The following is a 16,953-nucleotide window of genomic DNA, read 5'->3' as shown; positions in this document are numbered from 1 at the left end:
GGACGGGACCCCCTCGCCTCGGCGACGGGGTCCCGTCCGTTCCGTCGTCTCCGGAGCCGGCGCCTCAGCGGGCGGCGGACAGGCGCGCCAGACCCTCGTCGAGGGTGACCGACGGGCTCCACTGCAGATCGGCGCGCGTGCGGCGCTGGTCGAACCAGTGCGCGGTCGAGAGCTGCTCGGCGAGGAAGCGGGTCATCGGCGGCTCGTCGGCGCCGGGCCGCACGGCCCACACGCGCTCGACGAGCGAGCCCGCGGCGCGGGCGACGGAGGCGGGGACGGACCAGCGCGGCGGCTCGACGCCCGAGGCGCGGCAGATCCCGGCGAGCAGCTCGGCGACCGGGCGCGGCTCGCCGTTGGTGACGACGTAGGAGCGGCCGTGCACCTCCTCCGCCCGCCCGAGAGCGGCGACGATCGCCGAGGCGGCGTTGTCGATGTAGGTGGAGTCGATCAGCGCCTGGCCGTGCCCGAGGAGCGGCAGCCGGCCGGCGCGCGCCCGCTCGACGATGCGGGCGACGAGCTGGGTGTCGCCCGGACCCCAGACCAGGTGCGGGCGCACGGCGACCACCGCGAAGCCGGGGGCGTCGGCCGCCAGCGCCAGCAGCTCGGCGCGGGCCTTGGTGCGCGCGTAGTCGCCGCGGGCCCGGTCCGGATCGGCGGGCTCGGCGTCGTCGCCGGTGATCGAGGAGCCGGAGTGGGCGACGGAGGGCGACGAGATCTGGACGAAGCGGCTCACGCCGGCGCGGGCGGCGGCGGCGAGCAGACGCCGGGTGCCGTCGATGTTCACGCGGTCGAAGTCGCCAGGATCGCCGGCGAGCGAGACCTTCGCGGCGAGGTGCACGACGCCCTCGGCCGCGTCGACGGCCTCCTCGACCGCGCGCGGATCGGTCAGGGAGCCCCGCGCCTCCTCGACGCCCACGACCCCGGAGGGCCGACGCTGGAAGGTGCGGACCTCGTGCCCCTGGGCGACGAGGCCCGCGGCCACCGCACCGCCGAGCAGGCCGCTCGCGCCGGTGACCAGGACCCTCACGGAGCCACCATCGGGCCGCCGGCGAGCACGCCCTCGGCCCAGCGCGAGAGCGCGGCCCGGTCGATCTTGGAGTTGTGGCGGATGTCGGTGGGCAGCGCCGGGACGACGAGCACCGCGGCGACGGGCCGGCCGACGACCGCGCGCACCTCGGCGGCGAGGGCCTCCTCGGCCAGCACCACGCGGCGCGCGCCCGAGCGCAGCTCGACCACGGCGACCAGCTGCGCGACTCCGCGCGGGCCGGCTCCGACGATCGCGGCGCGGGCGATCGAGGCCACGCGCGCCTCGATCCGCTGCTCCGGTCCGACCGGCGTGACCACACCGTCGGGCGTGACGACGACGTGCGGCATCCTGCCCTCGACCCAGAGGCGGCCGGCGGAGTCGATCCGCCCGACATCCCCGGTGCGGTGCCAGCGCTCGCCCGGGACGGCGCCGACGCGGGCGGCGCGGTCGGTGAGCCAGAGGCGCTCGTAGTGGTCCTCGACGTGACCGGCCGAGACGACGATCTCGCCGGTCGTGCCGGTGATCTCCTCCGGCTCGTCCGCGGCGCGGCCGTCGGCGTCGAGCGGGGCGATCCGCAGCCGGACGCCCGCGGCGGGCACGCCCACGCAGACGCCTCCGCGCGGATCGTCGTCGGAAGCGGCCTCGCGGATGCCCTCCAGCGACGCGTCGGTGAGCAGCAGCCCCTCGGTCATGCCGTAGGGAGTGCGGGCGGAGGCGTTCGGCATGAGCGCCTGCGCCTCGCCGAGCAGTCCCGCCGAGACGGGGGCGCCGGCCGAGAGGAAGGTGCGCACGCCGGCGAGGGCCCGGTGGTCGTCGGCGTCGAGCGCGCCGGCGGTGGCCACGACGTTGGCCAGTGCGGCCGGCGAGAGGAACAGCACGGTCGCGTCGACCCGGGCGGCGGCCGCGGCGACGGCGGCCGCGGTGAGCGTCCGGGGCGCGGTGACGTCCATGTCCGGAGTCGCGGAGCGCGTGCCCAGCGCGGGGCCCAGCAGGGCGAACGGCGCGAAGCCCGCGACGAGGCCGGTGCCCGGTCCGATCCCGTACTGGCGGGCGAGCGCGTCGCGGACGCCGGCGAGCTGGCGGTGCGTGTAGACGACGCCCTTGGCGGGGCCGGTCGAGCCGGAGGTGAACAGGATCGCGGCCACGGCGTCGGCGGCGGGCGCCTCGCCCAGCGCCTCCGGGTCGGCGGCCAGCTCGGCGCGGCCGAGCTCGATCAGCTGCCCGAGCGAGGTGTCGACCCCGAGAGCCGAGGCGGAGGCGCGGGGCAGTGTCTGCGTCGAGACCCGGCCGCCGGGCCAGCGGAGGGCCCGCGCGACGGCGAGGCCGGGCAGGGCGCCGACCACCAGATCCGGCCAGGCGCCGCGGACCGCGCGGGTGAGACCGCGCAGGCCCAGGCCCGCGTCGGCCACGACCACGACGGCTCCGATGCGCAGGCACGCGTAGAGCAGCGCCGTCAGGTCGGCGCCGGGCGGCACGAGGAGCGAGACGCGGTCGCCCGGGGAGACGCCGGAGGCGCGGAGCCCGGCGGCGAGCTCGCGGACCCGCTGCGAGAGCAGGCGCCACGAGACCGAGCGGGGCCCGCCGCCTCCGGGAGGCGCCATCTCGACCAGGGCGAGCGAGTCGTCCTGCGCGTTGCGGTCGAGGTGCGCCCAGAGCGGCTCGACCGGCGCGGTCGGGCGGCGGACGTCGGGGGCGGGGTCGCCGCCGAACGGCTCCTCGCCGTCGGAGAGGTCGCCCAGCCAGGTGAGGACGGCGGACGAGTAGTCGACGTCCTCGGCCACCAGGTGGCCCGCTCCCTCGTAGCGGTGGACCTGCGCGTGCGGGAGGCGGTCGACGAGGTCGTCGAGGTAGCGGTCGGAGAAGATCGGGTCCAGCGGGCCCCAGAGCATCAGGGCCGGCGTCGTCAGGGCGCTGACGCCCTCGGCGATGCGCTGCAGCTCCGGGTCGCTCGCGTGCGCGGAGTCGACCGGGATGTCGGCGACGAAGCCGCCCACTCCGCCGCGGCGCGACGCGGACCGGTAGGGCGCGCGGTACCCCTCCTTCACCGCGGAGGGCAGCGCCGGGTGCCCCAGCGCGAGGGTCGTCTCGAGGAAGGCCGGCGTGCCGACCGTCGAGGCGCCGAGCACACCCGAGGCGAGCGCGAGCCGGAGCGGGGCCGGGATCGGCTCGTCGGCGCTCTGGTGGATCGCGGTGTTCAGGAGCATCGTGGCGCGCAGCTGCTCCGGGTGGTCGACCGCCCAGCCCAGCGAGACGACTCCACCCCAGTCGTGGCCGAGGGTGACCACGTCGTCGAGGCCGAGCACGTCGGTGAGGTTGGAGAGCTCGCGAACACGGTCCGCGAGCGTGTGCAGGGCGCCGGTCCGCTCGGAGAAGCCCATCTCGAGCTGGTCGACAGCGACCACCCGCCAGGCGGGGCCTCCGTGGCGGGCCGACTCGAGCGTGGCGGCCGCGAGGCGGCGCCAGAGGTACGACCAGGTGGGGTTGCCGTGCACGCAGAGGACGGTGCCGACGGGCTCCGTGCCGAGGGCCCCACCCGTGTCGAGCAGGTGCCAGCGACGCGGCACGCCCTGGGCGTCCGGAGCGTCGACGAGGCGCGACCACGCGGGATCGAGCCCGTCGAGCCCGGCCGGGGGCAGCTGCGCCGCGGCCGTGGAGCCGAGCGCTCCGCGGATCCGCTCAGCCGGGTGGGGCGCGGTCACCAGGCGATCTCGAGCATCGCGGTGTTGATGCCCGAGCCCACTCCGATGAGCAGCACCCGGTTGCCCGGCTGCAGGGTCTCGGCCTCCTGGGCCAGGGTGATCGGGATCGACGCCGGGCCGACGTTGCCGAGGGTGGGGTAGGTCGTGGGGACGCGGCTGCGGTCGATGCCGACGGCCTTCACCAGGGCGTCGGTGTGGACGTCCGACACCTGGTGCGTGATGTAGCGGTCCATCCCGCTCCAGTTCCAGTCGCGGGTGGCCTCCTTCCACGCCGAGAGGACGAGCTCCATGCCGCCCTTGAGCAGCGCCTTCGCGTCCGTGAACATGCCGTCGACGCTGCCGACGCAGAGCTCGTTGAACTGCGTGGCCGCGCGGGTGATGCCGCCGAGGATGCGGTGGCCCTTGGGGTGCTCGTCGGCCGGGCCGAGGACGGCCGCGGCGGCGCCGGAGCCGAGAGTCAGGCTCGCGAACTCGCTCATGAAGTCCTTGCGCTTGACGCCCTCGCGGCTCAGGCGCTCGATGGTGTTGACCTGGATCTCGTCGGCGTCCTCGCCGTCGATGATGAGCGCGTAGCGGATCTGGCCGGAGTCGATCAGCTGCGCGGCGAGGGTCATGCCGTTGACGAAGCCGAGGCACGCGTTCGCGATGTCGAAGTTGATGGCCGACGAGGGCAGGCCGAGCCCGTGGTGCAGGCGCACGGCGACCGAGGGCTCGAGGTGCTTGCGGGTCACCGACGTGTTGATGATCAGGCCGATCTGGTCGGCGCGGACGCCGGCCTCGGCGAGAGCGCGCTTGCCCGCGTCGATCGCCGCTCCGTCGAAGCCCTGCTCGGAGCCCCAGTTGCGGCGCTCGTGCACTCCGGCGACGCGCTGGAGGAGCCCGGTGGGGAGCCGCAGGCGCTTGAGCGCCGGAGCGAGCCGGGCCTCGATCTCGGCCGAGGTGGTCACGCGCGGAGCCAGCGTGGTCGCGACGGACAGCAATGCGACGTTGCGGTGCGTGGTCGTTGCGTTTCCGTCCAACGGAACTCCCTGTCGAGTTGTCGATCCTGGCATGTGCCTCCGTGATTTTACGCTGTCGTTCAGGCTGCGCTTCCTGGACGCCCGCTGGGCGGTCGCGGAACGCGTCCTCGGCGGCCCGGAGGGGGCTCCTCACCCGGAACGACGGGCGAGGAGCCGCCGAGGCCACACGCGACGCGCGGTGTCAACCCACCCGCAGGGGCGTCAGGTCCCCATCGCCCACGGCTCGCGATCGCCGCGGAGGCGGGCGGCGAGCGCCATCGCCTGCTCGTCGGTCAGGGTCGCGACGTAGTCGACCACACCGCGCCCCCGGCCGAGCCGCTGCAGCGCGGCCGGGTCGGAGGTCGGCCGGCCGCGCTCGTCCGCCGGGAGCCAGTCGGGGTGGTCGGCGCGCAGGCGGAAGTAGCCGTCGGTCGCGAGCTCGATCAGGTCGAGCAGCTTCTGCGGAGCCCGCGAGCCGTCGCGCGGGTCCTCGAGCCAGGCGTCGAGGTGGGTCACCAGCGTCTCGAGCACCTGCGACTGGCCGCGCTGGTAGGTGGCGAAGTCCGGCCGGTCGATCACGAAGCGGGTGTGCACGAACTTCAGCACGGCCACGTCGTGCCAGGCGTCGGGGAGGAGGGAGAGGTGGCCCGAGCGGACGTTCGGCTCGGCGAGCACCACCACGGAGCGCTGCAGACGGCCGATCCAGGAGGAGACGAACGCCTCGATCGCGCGCTCGGTGCGCGTCGATCCGTCGAACGGGAGCGCGAGGAGCCCCTCGACCAGCTCGGTCGACACCCGCTCCACGGAGGCGCGGAAGTGCTCGTCGCTCGCGATCCACGGGTCGCGGGCCACGAGCCTCCGGCGGAGCATCTCGAGCGAGTGCCCGGGGGCCCGCGCCCACAGCTCCTCGGCGTCGAGGGCGGCGAGCGCGTTCTGCTCGCGGAGGAACGCGCGGAACTCCACGGCGACGGCCGCCTGCTGCAGCACCCCCGCGCGGTAGAAGTCGTCGAGGTCGTGCAGCGAGTAGGCGATGTCGTCGGCGACGTCCATCACCGAGCACTCGAGGGTCTGCTGCCAGGGGGCGATCGCGGCGAAGCCGGAGCGGGCGTCGAGCAGGTCGTCGAGGTCGAGGGTGTACGCCGAGAACTTCGGCGGAGCGGTCTCCCACCGGCTGGCGGTCGAGCCGCGGGGCAGCTCGGTCGGGTCGGCGGAGTCGATGCCGGGGCGGTGGACCGTCCGCCCCCACGGGTACTTGAGCACGGCGGCACGGGAGGCGGCGGTGAGGTTCAGCCCCACCTCCACCGTCTCGCAGACGTCGAGCTCGGAGAGGATCCGGAACGACTGCGCGTTGCCCTCGAAGCCCTCCGCGAGCCCCAGCCGCTCGCGCGCGAGGCGGTCGAGCGCCTGCTCGCCGAGGTGGCCGAACGGAGGGTGGCCGAGGTCGTGCGCGCTGGCCGCGGCCTGCACGACCACCGGGTCGCAGCCGCCGAGCCGCTCGACCAGCTCGCGCTGGGCGGGGTCGGTGGTGGTCAGCTGCATCGCGATCGCGCGGGCGACCGCGGTGACCTTGATCGAGTGCGTGAGCCGGTTGTGCACGACCTGGCCGACGCCGGAGGGCGAGATGACCTGGGTCACCGCGGAGAGTCGGGCGAAGTAGGGCGAGAAGCGGATCCGCTCCAGGTCGACGCGGTACTCGGGGTACTCCTCGCCGGTGGCGAACCGGTCGACCGGCTCGGGGATGCGCCGGTCGCGGCGGTGGTCGTGCGGGGCCGAGGCCCGCGGGGCCGTCGTCTCGGGGAGTGCCGGCTCGCTCATGGCTTCACCCTAATCAGGGGCGCGGGGGCGGAGGGACCGCGCCGCTCCGGCGGGCGGCGTCGCTCCTCCGGCGAGACACCGCGTCCGCCGGCGAGGCACCGCGGGGACGGCGGCGCCTCGGGGAGCGCACGAACACCTCGGCGGTCCGGTGGGCGAGGCCGGCGCCTCGGCGGACGCCGGGACGCCCCGCGGCAGCCCGGCCGACGGGCGAACGGAAGACGGGGGGCGCGGCCTCCCGTCAGGCGGACTGCTCGCGCGGAGCGACGGCGAGGTGCACGGCCGCGGCGACGACCGCGCCGAGGACGTAGGCCGCGATGTCGAGCCAGGAGAAGGTGGTGCCGACGACGAGGCGGAGCGGCGCCCACAGCTCGACCAGGCGCGCTGCGACTCCGATCGCCTGCAGCTGCTCCATCGCGATCGACCAGGCCAGCGCGATCCCGGCAGCCGTCACGCCCGGGATGCGCGGCAGGAGCACCGCGATCAGCAGCGCCACCAGCACGACGTAGGCCACTCCGCCGGCGAGGTCGGCGAGCAGCCCCGTGAGCACGAACCGCAGCGCCAGGCCCAGGCCGAGCACGGCGACGGCCGCGAGGGCGAAGCGGAGCCGCGCCCTCACCGGGCACGCTCCTCGAGGGCGCGCTGCAGGCGGTCGAGAGCGAGGAGGAACGTGCGGTCGTCGGCCACGCGCCAGCCGAGAGCGGCCGGGGCGGCGACGACCAGGGGCACGAGGACGGTGCGCGGGCGCCGCCTCGCCGTACGCAGGACGGCGGAGGCGGGCGGCGGCGCGAGGACCGCCAGGACCAGCGCGCGGACCCGGTGGGCACCCGAGGGCGAGGTGCCGACGCCCACCGAGACGATCCGATCCCACTCGGCGATGCGCAGGGCGTCCGCGCGCTCGGCGGCGAGCTCGAGTCCGTCGCGGCCGACGGCCAGCACTGCGGCGGCGGCGGCCGGAGCGGCGGAGGCGGGTGCCGCGATCCGGCGCAGCGCCCGGGCGAGCTCGGGAGTGCGCAGGACGGCGAACCCCTCGGTGACCGCGGCGAGCGCCGCCAGCCGGCGCTGCCGCTCCGGGGCGGCCTGGCGGACCCGGGCCCGGACGGCGGCCGGGGCGGGCAGGGGCGCGGCGAGCAGCGCCGTCGGCTCGAACCGCGTGCGCGGGGGCAGCGGGACCGCCGGCGGCGTGCGCGGCGGGGGCTCGCCCCAGTACGGCGTCGATGCGGGATCCATGCGCCCCTCCCTCCTCGCGCGGCTCCGAGCCGCCCCTGAGATCATCCCTCCTCCGCCCTCCCGCCTTGCCGAGAGGGCTCGCTGGGCTTACGATGGAGTACCCCCCGGGGGTATGCCGCGACCGGTGTGCCGACCGGACGCCCACCGGGCCGATCGACCGGATCGGACCGGACGCACCACACAGGAGGACCCATGAGCACCAGGATCGACCTCGGCCTGACCGCGAGCGGATCGACGGGAGGCTGCGGCTGCGGCGGAGGCGGTGCCTGCGCGTGCGGCGGCCACGGCGGCGCCGGCCGCTCCGACGCCGGCCACGCGGCGCAGGGCTCCCTGTCCGCCGCGTCCGTGCAGAGCTTCGGCGTCGCGGGCATGACCTGCGAGCACTGCGTCCGCAGCGTCACCGAGGAGCTCGCCGCCTACCCCGAGGTCTCGGCGGTCGACGTGTCCCTCGCCCCCGACGGGGTCTCGACCGTCACGGTCGGCTCCTCCCGGCCGCTCGGCCGCGAGGAGATCGCCGCCGCCGTCGCTGACGCGGGCTACCGCCTCGCTCCCCTGAGCTGACGTGACCGAGACCACCGGCACCCCGCTCGAGCTCGCCATCGGAGGGATGACCTGCGCCTCCTGCGTCGCGCGGGTCGAGAAGCGCCTCGACGCGCTCCCCGGCGTCCACGCGACCGTCAACCTCGCCCTCGAGCGCGCGACGCTGACCCTCCCGCCCGGCACGACTCCGGCCGACGCGATCGCCGCCGTCGAGGCCGCGGGCTACAGCGCGTCGGTCCCCTCCATCGGCGAGGCGGCTCCCACGGAGGAGCAGGAGGAGCAGAGCGACGACGACCGCGAGCGGCGCGCCCTGCGCACCCGGCTCCGCGTCTCCGCGCTGCTCGCCGTGCCGGTGGTCCTGCTCTCGATGATCCCGCCGCTGCAGTTCGCGAACTGGCAGTGGCTGTGCCTCGCCCTCGCCTCACCGGTCGCGGTCTGGGGCGCGCTCCCCTTCCACCGCAACGCCTGGCGGGCGCTGCGGCACGGCTCCACCACCATGGACACCCTGATCAGCCTCGGTGTCAGCGCCTCCTTCGCCTGGTCGGTCTGGGCTCTGTTCCTCGGCGACGCGGGGCGGCCCGGCATGAGCATGCCGTTCGAGCTGCTGGGCAGCCGCTCCGGCCACGACGAGATCTACCTCGAGGTCGCCGCCGCCGTCCCCGTCCTCGTGCTGGCCGGCCGCTACCTGGAGGCGCGGTCGAAGCGCGACGCCGGTGCGGCGCTCCGGGCGCTCCTCCGCCTCGGCGCGAAGGACGCTGTGCGCGTCGCCGCCGACGGGCAGGAGGAGCGCGTGCCCGCGTCCTCGCTCGCCGTCGGCGACCTCCTCCGCGTGCGCCCCGGCGAGACCGTCGCCGCCGACGGCACCGTGCTCGAGGGCTCGAGCGCGATCGACGCGAGCATGCTCACCGGCGAGAGCGTGCCGGTCGAGGTCGGCCCGGGCTCGACCGTGACCGGCGGAGTGCTCAACGCCCACGGCCTGCTCACCGTCCGCGTCGACCGCGTCGGCTCCGAGACCACGCTCGCGCGGATGGGCCGCCTAATCTCGGACGCGCAGGCCGGCAAGGCGCGCGTCCAGCGGCTCGCCGACCGCGTCTCCTCCGTCTTCGTGCCGGTCGTGGTGGTGCTCGCCCTGGCCACCCTCGCCGGCTGGCTGATCGCCGGCGCCGACCTCGCCGCCGCCGTCTCTCCCGCCGTCGCCGTCCTCGTCGTCGCCTGCCCGTGCGCGCTGGGCCTGGCCACCCCGACCGCCGTCCTCGTCGGCACCGGCCGCGGCTCCCAGCTCGGGATCCTCCTCCGCGGGCCGGAGGTGCTCGAGGCCGGGCGGCGGATCGACACGGTCGTGCTCGACAAGACCGGCACGCTCACCACCGGCGCGTTCCAGGTCGTCGAGTCCAGCGACGACGAGAGCCTGCGGTTGCTCGCCGCCGTCGAGCGCGGGTCGGAGCATCCGCTCGCCGCAGCGATCGTGGCCGGGGCCGCGCACCTCGACGTCCCCGAGGCGACCGGATTCCGCTCCAGCACCGGGTTCGGCGTGCGCGCCCGGGTCGAGGGCCGCCTGGTCGTCGCCGGCCGGCTGCGCTGGCTGGAGGAGCAGTGGGGCTTCGCGCCGGGCGGTCTCGCCGAGCGCGCCGAGCGAGCGACCGCCGAGGGCGGCACCGTCGTCGGCGTCGGCTGGGAGGGGGCGCTGCGCGGCTTCGCGGTCCTCCGCGACGAGCCGAGGCCGGAGGCGTCCCGCACCGTCCGCGCCCTGCGCGAGCGGGGCCTGCGGGTGATGGTGCTGACCGGCGACAACCCGCGGGCGGCGCAGGCCGTCGCCTCGGCCGTCGGCATCGACGAGGTCGTCGCCGAGGTGCTGCCGGAGGAGAAGCTCGCGGTGATCGAGCGCCTCCGTGCGGAGGGCCGCCACGTCGCCTTCGTCGGCGACGGTGTGAACGACGCCGCCGCGCTGGCCGCCGCGGACGTGGGGATCGCGATGGGCGCCGGATCGGACGCGGCGATCGAGGCGAGCGACATCACCCTCGTCGGCGACGACCTCGGCCGGGTGCCCGACGCCCTGCGCCTCGGGCGCCGCACCCTCGCGGTCATCCGGGGCAACCTCTTCTGGGCCTTCGCCTACAACGTGGCCGCGATCCCGCTCGCGATGGCCGGACTCCTGGGGCCGCTCGTGGCCGGCGCCGCGATGGCGTTCTCGAGCGTCTTCGTCGTGCTGAACAGCCTGCGGCTGCGGTCGTTCCGCTGAGTCCCGGCGGGCCGTCCGGAGTTCCCTCGCGGAGCTCTTGACGGCCCGCCCGCAGGTGGCGAGGGTGAGCGCATGAGCCTCTTCATCACCTGTCCGGTCGACGACGTCGAGCGCGCCACCGCCTTCTACACCGCGCTGGGCTGGACCCTGAACGCCGAGATGTCCCGCGAGGACGTCTCCTGCTTCGCGATCGGTCCCGGCACGTCCGTCATGCTCGCGAGCCGCGCGATGTACGAGAGCGTCGGCGCCACCGAGGAGCTGATCGGCGCCCCCGGCACCCCCTCGAAGGTGACCGTCTCGTTCGACCTCGACAGCCGCGAGGCCGTCGACGAGCTCGTCGAGCGGGCCGCCGCCGCGGGAGGCCGGATCGGCGACACCGACGACTACCCCTTCATGTACCAGCGCCAGTTCGACGACCTCGACGGCTACCACTACTCCCCGTTCTGGATGAAGCCGGGCGGCGACGCGGCGGAGTGACGGGGCGGCGCGGACTCACTCCGCGTGCCGCAGGCGGTGCCGCCGGACCGCGGCCCGGTTCGCACAGCGGACGGAGCAGTACCGCTGCCGGCCGTTCCGCGTCACGTCGACGACGACGTTCCGGCAGTGGTCGCCCGGCGCCCGACCGGCCTCGCACCGCAGGAGGCGGCTCATCCCCCGGGTCGTCAGGTGCAGCGCCGTGCCCACCGCGATGACGGCGTGGAGGACGTGCGCCAGGGACTGGTCCTGGTCGCGGTAGTGCAGGTGCCAGCCCTCGTCGTCGTGGTCGGTCAGGCGCGGATACGCGGCGATCGCGGCCATCTGGCGGTTCAGCGACGTCGCCCGGTCGCTCGGAGTCGGCGCGTCGACCACTTCCAGCCACTCGTCGATCACGTCGCGCGTCCGGGCGTGGTCGTCCGGGCCGGACTCGAAGGCCATCGTCATGCCGAACTCGCGCGTGCGCGCCTCGATGCCCGCGCGGTCGGACGGCCAGTCGTTCGCGAGGGAGGCGGCGAGCAGGACCGCGTACTCGCCGTAAGGGTTGAGCTGCATAAGACCATGACAGCACAGTGGCTCCCATGCGCACCTCCACCCCCTCCCCGCACCCCTCCGAGCCGCTCGCCCCCGCCGTCGATCCGCACGAGCACGGCTGGACGACCGAGTCGGCCCACCGGACCAGCGAGGGCGTCGTCGTGTACGTCCGCTGCGACGACTGCGGGACGCGGCGCGTGGACGTGCGGACCGGACGCCAGGATCCCCCTGCCGCTCTCAGCCGCGTCCTGCCCGCCTCCGACCACCGCTCGCGGGGTGGAGCAGCGAGCGGCCGCGGGAGGATGAGGGCATGATCGCCGACCTGACCCTCCCCTGCGACGCCGGCCCCGGGGAGAGGAGCCTCCTCCTCCGGCGTGCGGTGCTCGACGACCTCCCCGCGATCGTCCGGCTCCTCTCCGACGACCCGATCAGCGCCGGGCGCGGAGACGTCGCCGCCGAGGAGGACGGGGCCGCCTACGAGGCCGCCTTCCGGAGCATCGCGCACGACCCGGGCAACGATCTCGTGGTCGCGGTGGACGGCGCCGGAGCCGTGGTCGGCACGCTGCAGCTGACCGTGATCCCCGGGATGGCGCGCCGCGGCAGCTCCCGCCTGCTCGTCGAAGCGGTCCGGGTGGCGAGCGCCGAGCGGTCGGCGGGGATCGGCACGGCCCTGATGCGCTGGGTGCTGGACGTCGCTGCGATCGAGCTCCGCACGCCGCTCGTCCAGCTGACCTCGGACGCCGCCCGCACCGACGCCCACCGCTTCTACCTGCGCCTGGGCTTCGTCGACTCGCACGTGGGCTTCAAGCGCCGCGTCGAGCTGCCGGGCTCGTAGCGGCGGTGCGGGCAGCCCGTCCGGACGCCTGATCGGCGTGTCCCCGCAAGCACGACCGGCGCAGGAGGGGACGCCCCGAGCGGAGGCCCGGACGGCACTGCTCGCCTCTCCCCGGCCGACGTGATTGGCTGGCCCGATGAGAACCGAGACCCGTCAGGGCGTCCCCCTCCTGCTCGTCGACGACGACGGAGGCGCGCTCTCGACCCCGGACGACGCGATCGCGCTGATCGGCGAGACCTACGGCGGCGACGTCGAGACGATCGTGGTGCCCGTCGGCCGGCTCGACCCCGAGTTCCTCCGCCTGCGCTCCGGCATCGCCGGCGAGTTCGTGCAGAAGTTCGTCTCGTACGGCAAGCGGCTGGTGATCCTCGGCGACGTCAGCGGGCCGGTGGCGGAGTCGAGCGCGCTGCAGGCCTTCGTCGTCGAGTCGAACCGCGGCGACCACCTCTGGTTCGCCGCCGACCTCGAGGCGCTCGACGCCCGCCTCCGCAGCTCCGGGACCGCGACCGAGCCCGGTGCCGACGGCGGAGTGGAGCCGACGCCCGGCCCCGCCCGCTGATGCCCCTGCTCCAGCCCGGCCCCGACGGCTCTCCACCCGAGGTCGACGGTCCGGTCCGCCTCCTCCTGCTCGCCGACACGCACCTCCCGAAGCGGGCGAAGGCCCTCCCGGACGAGGTGTGGCGCGCGGTCGACGAGGCAGACCTGGTCGTGCACGCGGGCGACTGGGTCGACGAGGCGACGCTGGACGCGCTGGAGGAGCGGGCGGCGCTCCTGCTGGCCGTGTGGGGCAACAACGATCCGGAGCCGCTGCGCGCCCGCCTGCCCGAGGTCGCGCGCGCCCGCGTCGCCGGCCTCGACGTCCGCGTGGTGCACGAGACCGGAGCGGCGACCGGCCGCGAGACCCGCGCCGACGCCGCCCATCCGGGTGCCGACGTGCTCGTCTTCGGGCACAGCCACATCCCCTGGGACACCGTCTCCCCGGCGGGTCTCCGCCTGCTCAATCCGGGCTCCCCGACGGATCGGAGGCGCCAGCCGGCCTGCACCTTCCTGACCGCCGTCGCCGACGACGGAGCGCTCCGCGACGTGCACCTGACCGCCCTGCCGCTCCGGGCACGAACCATTCCCGGCGGCGGCGCAAGGGGGTCACAGAGCATTTAGGTCGGCCTAAGCTCACCTGGATGAGCAGCTCACACGACCACCCCGACTCCGCGCACCTGCGCCCGGAGGGTCTCGACGACGCCACCGTGGCGGCGCTCGGGAAGCTCTCGGAGGCGCTCGAGACGGTCGAGCACGCCCGCGGTCTGCTCTACGGCTTCCACCGGCTCACCGGCGCGGCCGACCTCGCTCTGGGCGAGGCCGTCGACGCGCTGCGCGAGGCCGGCCACGCCGCGACCGCCGAGCGGATCGAGGCCGAGCTCGTCGGCCGCAACGTCATCGAGGGGCGCTGGACCTTCCAGATCGTCGAGGACTACGACGACACCTACTACGCCGCGTTCCGGGAGCAGGAGCGCGCCGCGCGCGACGAGCTCGCCGGCGGACGCCGCCACCTCTTCGAGTCCGAGATGAAGGAGGACCGCCGCTCCGGCGGCCGCCGCCATCACGAGTCGCGCCCGGAGGCGGGCTCGTGAACGCCGTCATCCGGATGCACGCATCGTCGCTGCGGGTCAAGGCGGTCACGCCGGGCCGCGGCGGACGCGGCACGCCTCCCGAGCCCGAGGCGACGATGCGGCGCACCACGCTCAGCATCGACGGCCGCCGCTTCCTCCTCGCCGTCTCCCTCGACACCGAGGAGCTCGAGAAGCGCCTGGTCGAGGCCGTGCGCAACCGCGGCGACATGGTGAGCTTCACGGTCGCAGGCGAGCGCGAGGTCTGCGTGCTGGTCTCCCCGGGCGTCGCGGTCATCCTCGAGCACGAGGACGTCCCGGTCGAGGATCCGGACGCCGAGGACGCGCCGATCCTGTACGACGACGTCGAGTACCTGACCTGATCCGTCGGCGGCCGGTCCCGGCCGCCGGTCCGGGCGCGGCCTCTCGACTCGGGTCGTCCACCCGCTCAGACCGCTCCGGTGCTCGCCCACAGGTGGAACGCCGCGTGCGCCCGATGCGGCCGCCACGCCTGCGACGCCGCCTCCGCCTCCGCCGTGCTCACCCGGCCGAGCGCCTTCCGCAGCACCAGGTCGCCGGCGGGGAAGGCGTCCGGATCGCCGAGGAACCGGAGCGCGAGGTAGTCGGCCGTCCACGGCCCGATGCCGGGGATCGCGAGGAGCGCGCGCCGCTGCTCCGGCAGGTCGCCCGCGCGGTCGAGCACGGGTCCGGCGGCGAAGGCCTCGGCGACGGCCCGGACCGTCCGCGCCCGGGCGTTGGTGATCCCGATCGCCGAGCGCAGCGCCTCGAACTCCGGCGCGAGCAGGGCGGCGGGTGCCGGGAACGCCAGCAGACCGCGCTCCCCCGGGGCGCCGAAGGCCGCGGCGGTGCGTCCGCCGAAGGTCCGGGCCGCGGCGACGGACACCTGCTGGCCGAGGACCGCCATCACCGCCGCCTCGAACGCCTCCGGGTACTGCGTCGCGCGCAGCCCCGGCCGGGCCGCGACGGAGCGGGCGAGCAGCGGGTCCCGCGAGAGCTCGGCGCCGATCGCCACCACGTCGGAGTCGAGGTCGAACCAGGCACGGACGACCGCGGCCGCCGGCGTCAGCACGTCCGGCTCCGCCTCCACCCGCAGCCCGGTCTCCGTCACCTCGAGCGCGATCGGCCGCGGCGCCCCGTCGAGGGTGAGCAGGCGATCCAGGCGCCGGCCGTCGGCCGAGACCCGCTCCACTCCGGGGAGGGCGTGGTTGCGGAGGAGGCTCGCGGCGCCGGCTGAGTCGAAGGGCCCGAGGGCCGGCAGGTCGAGGGAGGACGTCTCGTTCAGGGGAGCAGGACCGTCTTGCCGCGCGCGCGGCCCGACTCGACGAGGGCGAGCGCGGCGGCCGCCTCGGTCAGCGGGAAGGAGGGCCCGAGCACGACCTCGAGCTCCCCGCGACCGGCGCGGTCGAGCAGGCCCGGCCGGGCGGCGTCGCGGAGCGCGGTGCCGGGATCGGCTCCCGGTCCGCCGCCGAGCATCAGGATCCCGCCGAGGCGGGCGGCGTGCTCGAAGCCGGCGACGGTGGCGATGTGCGAGCGGTCGGCGACCAGAGCCACCGAGGCGTCCAGCGCCTCGTCGGTGCCCGCCGTGTCCAGCGCGACGTCGACGCCGCCGGGGGCCAGGGCGCGCACGCGCTCCTCCAGCCCGGCGCCGTAGCGGACCGGCTCCGCGCCGAAGCGGCGGACGGCCTCCTCGCCGCGCTCGCTCGTGGTGCCCAGCACCCGTGCTCCGCGGGCGACCGCGAGCTGCACCGCGAGCGAGCCGACGGCCCCGCTCGCCCCGTGCACCAGGACGGTCTCCCCGGAGGAGACGCGGGTGGCCTCGACGAGGTGGTCGGCGGTCGTCCCGGCCAGCAGCAGGCCCGCGGCCGCCGCCCAGCCGAGCCCGGCGGGCTTGGGCAGGACCGCGCTCGCGGGCGCGACCAGCTCGGCGGAGTAGCCGCCGGAGACCCGGAACGCCACGACCTCGTCGCCCACTCTGATCGGGCCGAGCGGCCCCTCGGCCCCCTCGCCGACCGCGGTCACGACTCCGGAGACCTCGCTGCCCGGCCGGACCGGCACCCGTCCGCGCCCGAACATCCCGCGCAGGAGCTTCGCGTCGGCCGGGTTCACGCCCGCTGCGCGCACCGCGATCCGCACCCTGCCGGGCGCCGGCTCCCCTGGATCGACCTCGACGGCGCGCAGCGCCTCCGGCCCGTCGAATCCCTCGGCCTGCATCGCGACGACCATGCGTCCGCCTCCCGTTCCCGGGCGCCCGCGCACCCGAGCGCGACGCTAGCAGCAGCGTCCGACCCCCGGATCCCCTGCGGAGAGCGCGGCAGCCGACCGAGAACGCCCGTTCTGGTACCGCCTACCATGGAGGGATGTCCCCGATCCTCGACGAGCGCCCTCCCCGCGAGGCGATCCTCGCGGCCGCCGACCGGCTCTACTACGAGCGCGGCATCCAGTCCGTCGGGATGGACGAGCTCCGCACGGCCGCGGGCGTCTCGTTGAAGCGCCTCTACTCGGAGTTCCCGAGCAAGGAGTCGGTGGTGGTCGCCGTCCTGCACGGCCGGCACGAGCAGTGGACCCTCGGCGTGACCACCCGGGTCGCCGCGGCGGACGGACCTCGCGGCAAGCTGCTCGCGATCTACGACTTCCTCTTCGACTGGTTCTCCGAGGACTCGTTCCGCGGCTGCGGCTTCATCAACGCCTTCGGGGAGCTCGGCTCGTCGAACCCGATGGTCGCCGAGATGGCGCGCGACCACAAGGAGACGTTCCAGCGCTTCCTCGCGACCCTCGCCGAGGAGGCGGGTGGCGGCGCCGAGCTCGCCGCGCAGCTCGCGATCCTCGCCGAGGGCGCCCAGACCACCGCGGCCATCGCCGGAACCCCGGAGGCCGCCCTGCACGCGCGTCGCGCCGCCGAGATCCTCATCGACGCGGAGACGCGCCCCGTCTGAGGCACGC

The 16,953-nt window shown here is 75.6% G+C and carries 19 protein-coding genes; 10 read left to right on the top strand and 9 right to left on the bottom strand.

Annotated features, from left to right (window positions below; translation table 11 throughout):
- Positions 1 to 64 precede the first annotated feature (64 nt).
- The 6 genes from C5D66_RS03755 to C5D66_RS17030 form a co-directional block, all read right to left on the bottom strand.
- Complete coding sequence (locus tag C5D66_RS03755; RefSeq protein WP_104254871.1) at positions 65 to 1,027, bottom strand: NAD(P)-dependent oxidoreductase; 963 nt, start codon at positions 1,025 to 1,027, stop codon at positions 65 to 67.
- A complete protein-coding gene (locus C5D66_RS03750) occupies positions 1,024 to 3,726 on the bottom strand; it encodes an alpha/beta fold hydrolase (RefSeq protein ID WP_258063948.1) in 2,703 nt (900 codons plus the stop codon). The genes C5D66_RS03755 and C5D66_RS03750 overlap by 4 nt, the downstream gene beginning before the upstream one ends.
- Positions 3,723 to 4,778 carry a 3-oxoacyl-ACP synthase III gene (locus tag C5D66_RS03745; protein WP_104224183.1) on the bottom strand — a complete coding sequence of 352 codons (1,056 nt, stop codon included), beginning with the start codon at positions 4,776 to 4,778 and terminating at the stop codon, positions 3,723 to 3,725. Before C5D66_RS03745 ends, C5D66_RS03750 begins: the two co-directional genes overlap by 4 nt.
- A gap of 168 nt (positions 4,779 to 4,946) precedes the next feature.
- Positions 4,947 to 6,539, bottom strand: a complete 1,593-nt coding sequence (locus tag C5D66_RS03740; RefSeq protein ID WP_104233447.1) for a deoxyguanosinetriphosphate triphosphohydrolase family protein — start codon at positions 6,537 to 6,539, stop codon at positions 4,947 to 4,949.
- Between the two features lie 238 nt (positions 6,540 to 6,777).
- Positions 6,778 to 7,155: a DUF2809 domain-containing protein gene (locus tag C5D66_RS17035; protein ID WP_181027128.1), complete on the bottom strand. Its 378-nt coding sequence runs from the start codon at positions 7,153 to 7,155 to the stop codon at positions 6,778 to 6,780.
- The gene (locus C5D66_RS17030) at positions 7,152 to 7,766 is read right to left on the bottom strand and encodes a hypothetical protein (protein ID WP_181067944.1); all 615 of its coding nucleotides are present in this window, start codon (positions 7,764 to 7,766) and stop codon (positions 7,152 to 7,154) included. The genes C5D66_RS17035 and C5D66_RS17030 overlap by 4 nt, the downstream gene beginning before the upstream one ends.
- A 192-nt stretch (positions 7,767 to 7,958) precedes the next feature.
- Here C5D66_RS17030 and C5D66_RS17430 point away from each other — a divergent pair, with 192 nt between their 5' ends.
- From C5D66_RS17430 to C5D66_RS03720, 3 genes are all read left to right on the top strand, one after another.
- Complete coding sequence (locus C5D66_RS17430) at positions 7,959 to 8,327, top strand: heavy-metal-associated domain-containing protein (RefSeq protein ID WP_104233449.1); 369 nt, start codon at positions 7,959 to 7,961, stop codon at positions 8,325 to 8,327.
- Between the two features lies 1 nt (position 8,328).
- On the top strand, positions 8,329 to 10,545 hold the full coding sequence (locus tag C5D66_RS03725) for a cation-translocating P-type ATPase (RefSeq protein WP_258063949.1): 2,217 nt from the start codon (positions 8,329 to 8,331) through the stop codon (positions 10,543 to 10,545).
- 72 nt (positions 10,546 to 10,617) lie between these two features.
- Complete coding sequence (locus C5D66_RS03720; RefSeq protein ID WP_104254872.1) at positions 10,618 to 11,022, top strand: VOC family protein; 405 nt, start codon at positions 10,618 to 10,620, stop codon at positions 11,020 to 11,022.
- Between the two features lie 15 nt (positions 11,023 to 11,037).
- Here C5D66_RS03720 and C5D66_RS03715 read toward each other — a convergent pair whose 3' ends face one another.
- Positions 11,038 to 11,574 carry a CGNR zinc finger domain-containing protein gene (locus C5D66_RS03715; protein ID WP_104233451.1) on the bottom strand — a complete coding sequence of 179 codons (537 nt, stop codon included), beginning with the start codon at positions 11,572 to 11,574 and terminating at the stop codon, positions 11,038 to 11,040.
- 26 nt (positions 11,575 to 11,600) lie between these two features.
- Here C5D66_RS03715 and C5D66_RS03710 point away from each other — a divergent pair, with 26 nt between their 5' ends.
- From C5D66_RS03710 to C5D66_RS03685, 6 genes are all read left to right on the top strand, one after another.
- On the top strand, positions 11,601 to 11,867 hold the full coding sequence (locus C5D66_RS03710; protein ID WP_104254873.1) for a hypothetical protein: 267 nt from the start codon (positions 11,601 to 11,603) through the stop codon (positions 11,865 to 11,867).
- Positions 11,864 to 12,388 carry a GNAT family N-acetyltransferase gene (locus C5D66_RS03705; protein ID WP_104254874.1) on the top strand — a complete coding sequence of 175 codons (525 nt, stop codon included), beginning with the start codon at positions 11,864 to 11,866 and terminating at the stop codon, positions 12,386 to 12,388. The genes C5D66_RS03710 and C5D66_RS03705 overlap by 4 nt, the downstream gene beginning before the upstream one ends.
- 136 nt (positions 12,389 to 12,524) lie before the next feature.
- Complete coding sequence (locus tag C5D66_RS03700; protein ID WP_104247004.1) at positions 12,525 to 12,947, top strand: DUF4180 domain-containing protein; 423 nt, start codon at positions 12,525 to 12,527, stop codon at positions 12,945 to 12,947.
- Positions 12,947 to 13,546 (top strand): metallophosphoesterase, encoded by a 600-nt coding sequence (locus C5D66_RS03695; RefSeq protein WP_104224174.1) that lies wholly within the window; start codon positions 12,947 to 12,949, stop codon positions 13,544 to 13,546. Before C5D66_RS03700 ends, C5D66_RS03695 begins: the two co-directional genes overlap by 1 nt.
- A 20-nt stretch (positions 13,547 to 13,566) precedes the next feature.
- On the top strand, positions 13,567 to 14,016 hold the full coding sequence (locus C5D66_RS03690) for a hypothetical protein (RefSeq protein WP_104224173.1): 450 nt from the start codon (positions 13,567 to 13,569) through the stop codon (positions 14,014 to 14,016).
- Positions 14,013 to 14,375: a hypothetical protein gene (locus C5D66_RS03685; RefSeq protein ID WP_104224172.1), complete on the top strand. Its 363-nt coding sequence runs from the start codon at positions 14,013 to 14,015 to the stop codon at positions 14,373 to 14,375. The genes C5D66_RS03690 and C5D66_RS03685 overlap by 4 nt, the downstream gene beginning before the upstream one ends.
- A gap of 65 nt (positions 14,376 to 14,440) precedes the next feature.
- Here C5D66_RS03685 and C5D66_RS03680 read toward each other — a convergent pair whose 3' ends face one another.
- Both C5D66_RS03680 and C5D66_RS03675 read right to left on the bottom strand, forming a co-directional pair.
- Positions 14,441 to 15,271 (bottom strand): DNA-3-methyladenine glycosylase, encoded by an 831-nt coding sequence (locus C5D66_RS03680; RefSeq protein ID WP_258061256.1) that lies wholly within the window; start codon positions 15,269 to 15,271, stop codon positions 14,441 to 14,443.
- A gap of 20 nt (positions 15,272 to 15,291) precedes the next feature.
- Entirely contained in the window at positions 15,292 to 16,236 is a 945-nt protein-coding gene (locus tag C5D66_RS03675; protein WP_258061249.1) for an NADP-dependent oxidoreductase, read from the bottom strand.
- Between the two features lie 134 nt (positions 16,237 to 16,370).
- On the opposite strand from C5D66_RS03675, the gene C5D66_RS03670 reads away from it, so the two are divergent.
- Positions 16,371 to 16,946, top strand: coding sequence for a TetR/AcrR family transcriptional regulator (locus C5D66_RS03670; RefSeq protein WP_104224170.1), 576 nt, complete (start codon positions 16,371 to 16,373; stop codon positions 16,944 to 16,946).
- Positions 16,947 to 16,953 lie beyond the last annotated feature (7 nt).

The sequence above is a fragment of the Rathayibacter sp. AY1B4 genome (assembly GCF_002932815.1).
GTDB lineage: Bacteria > Actinomycetota > Actinomycetes > Actinomycetales > Microbacteriaceae > Rathayibacter.
This window is presented reverse-complemented; position numbering and strand designations above follow the sequence as displayed.

Bases quoted from the DNA above. Each gene is read 5' to 3' on its own strand.
- C5D66_RS03745 (WP_104224183.1), bottom strand. From the start codon at position 4,778: ATGCCAGGATCGACAACTCGACAGGGAGTTCCGTTGGACGGAAACGCA.
- C5D66_RS03740 (WP_104233447.1), bottom strand. From the start codon at position 6,539: ATGAGCGAGCCGGCACTCCCCGAGACGACGGCCCCGCGGGCCTCGGCC.
- C5D66_RS17030 (WP_181067944.1), bottom strand. From the start codon at position 7,766: ATGGATCCCGCATCGACGCCGTACTGGGGCGAGCCCCCGCCGCGCACG.
- C5D66_RS17430 (WP_104233449.1), top strand. From the start codon at position 7,959: ATGAGCACCAGGATCGACCTCGGCCTGACCGCGAGCGGATCGACGGGA.
- C5D66_RS03720 (WP_104254872.1), top strand. From the start codon at position 10,618: ATGAGCCTCTTCATCACCTGTCCGGTCGACGACGTCGAGCGCGCCACC.
- C5D66_RS03715 (WP_104233451.1), bottom strand. From the start codon at position 11,574: ATGCAGCTCAACCCTTACGGCGAGTACGCGGTCCTGCTCGCCGCCTCC.
- C5D66_RS03710 (WP_104254873.1), top strand. From the start codon at position 11,601: ATGCGCACCTCCACCCCCTCCCCGCACCCCTCCGAGCCGCTCGCCCCC.
- C5D66_RS03705 (WP_104254874.1), top strand. From the start codon at position 11,864: ATGATCGCCGACCTGACCCTCCCCTGCGACGCCGGCCCCGGGGAGAGG.
- C5D66_RS03700 (WP_104247004.1), top strand. From the start codon at position 12,525: ATGAGAACCGAGACCCGTCAGGGCGTCCCCCTCCTGCTCGTCGACGAC.
- C5D66_RS03695 (WP_104224174.1), top strand. From the start codon at position 12,947: ATGCCCCTGCTCCAGCCCGGCCCCGACGGCTCTCCACCCGAGGTCGAC.
- C5D66_RS03690 (WP_104224173.1), top strand. From the start codon at position 13,567: ATGAGCAGCTCACACGACCACCCCGACTCCGCGCACCTGCGCCCGGAG.
- C5D66_RS03675 (WP_258061249.1), bottom strand. From the start codon at position 16,236: ATGGTCGTCGCGATGCAGGCCGAGGGATTCGACGGGCCGGAGGCGCTG.
- C5D66_RS03670 (WP_104224170.1), top strand. From the start codon at position 16,371: ATGTCCCCGATCCTCGACGAGCGCCCTCCCCGCGAGGCGATCCTCGCG.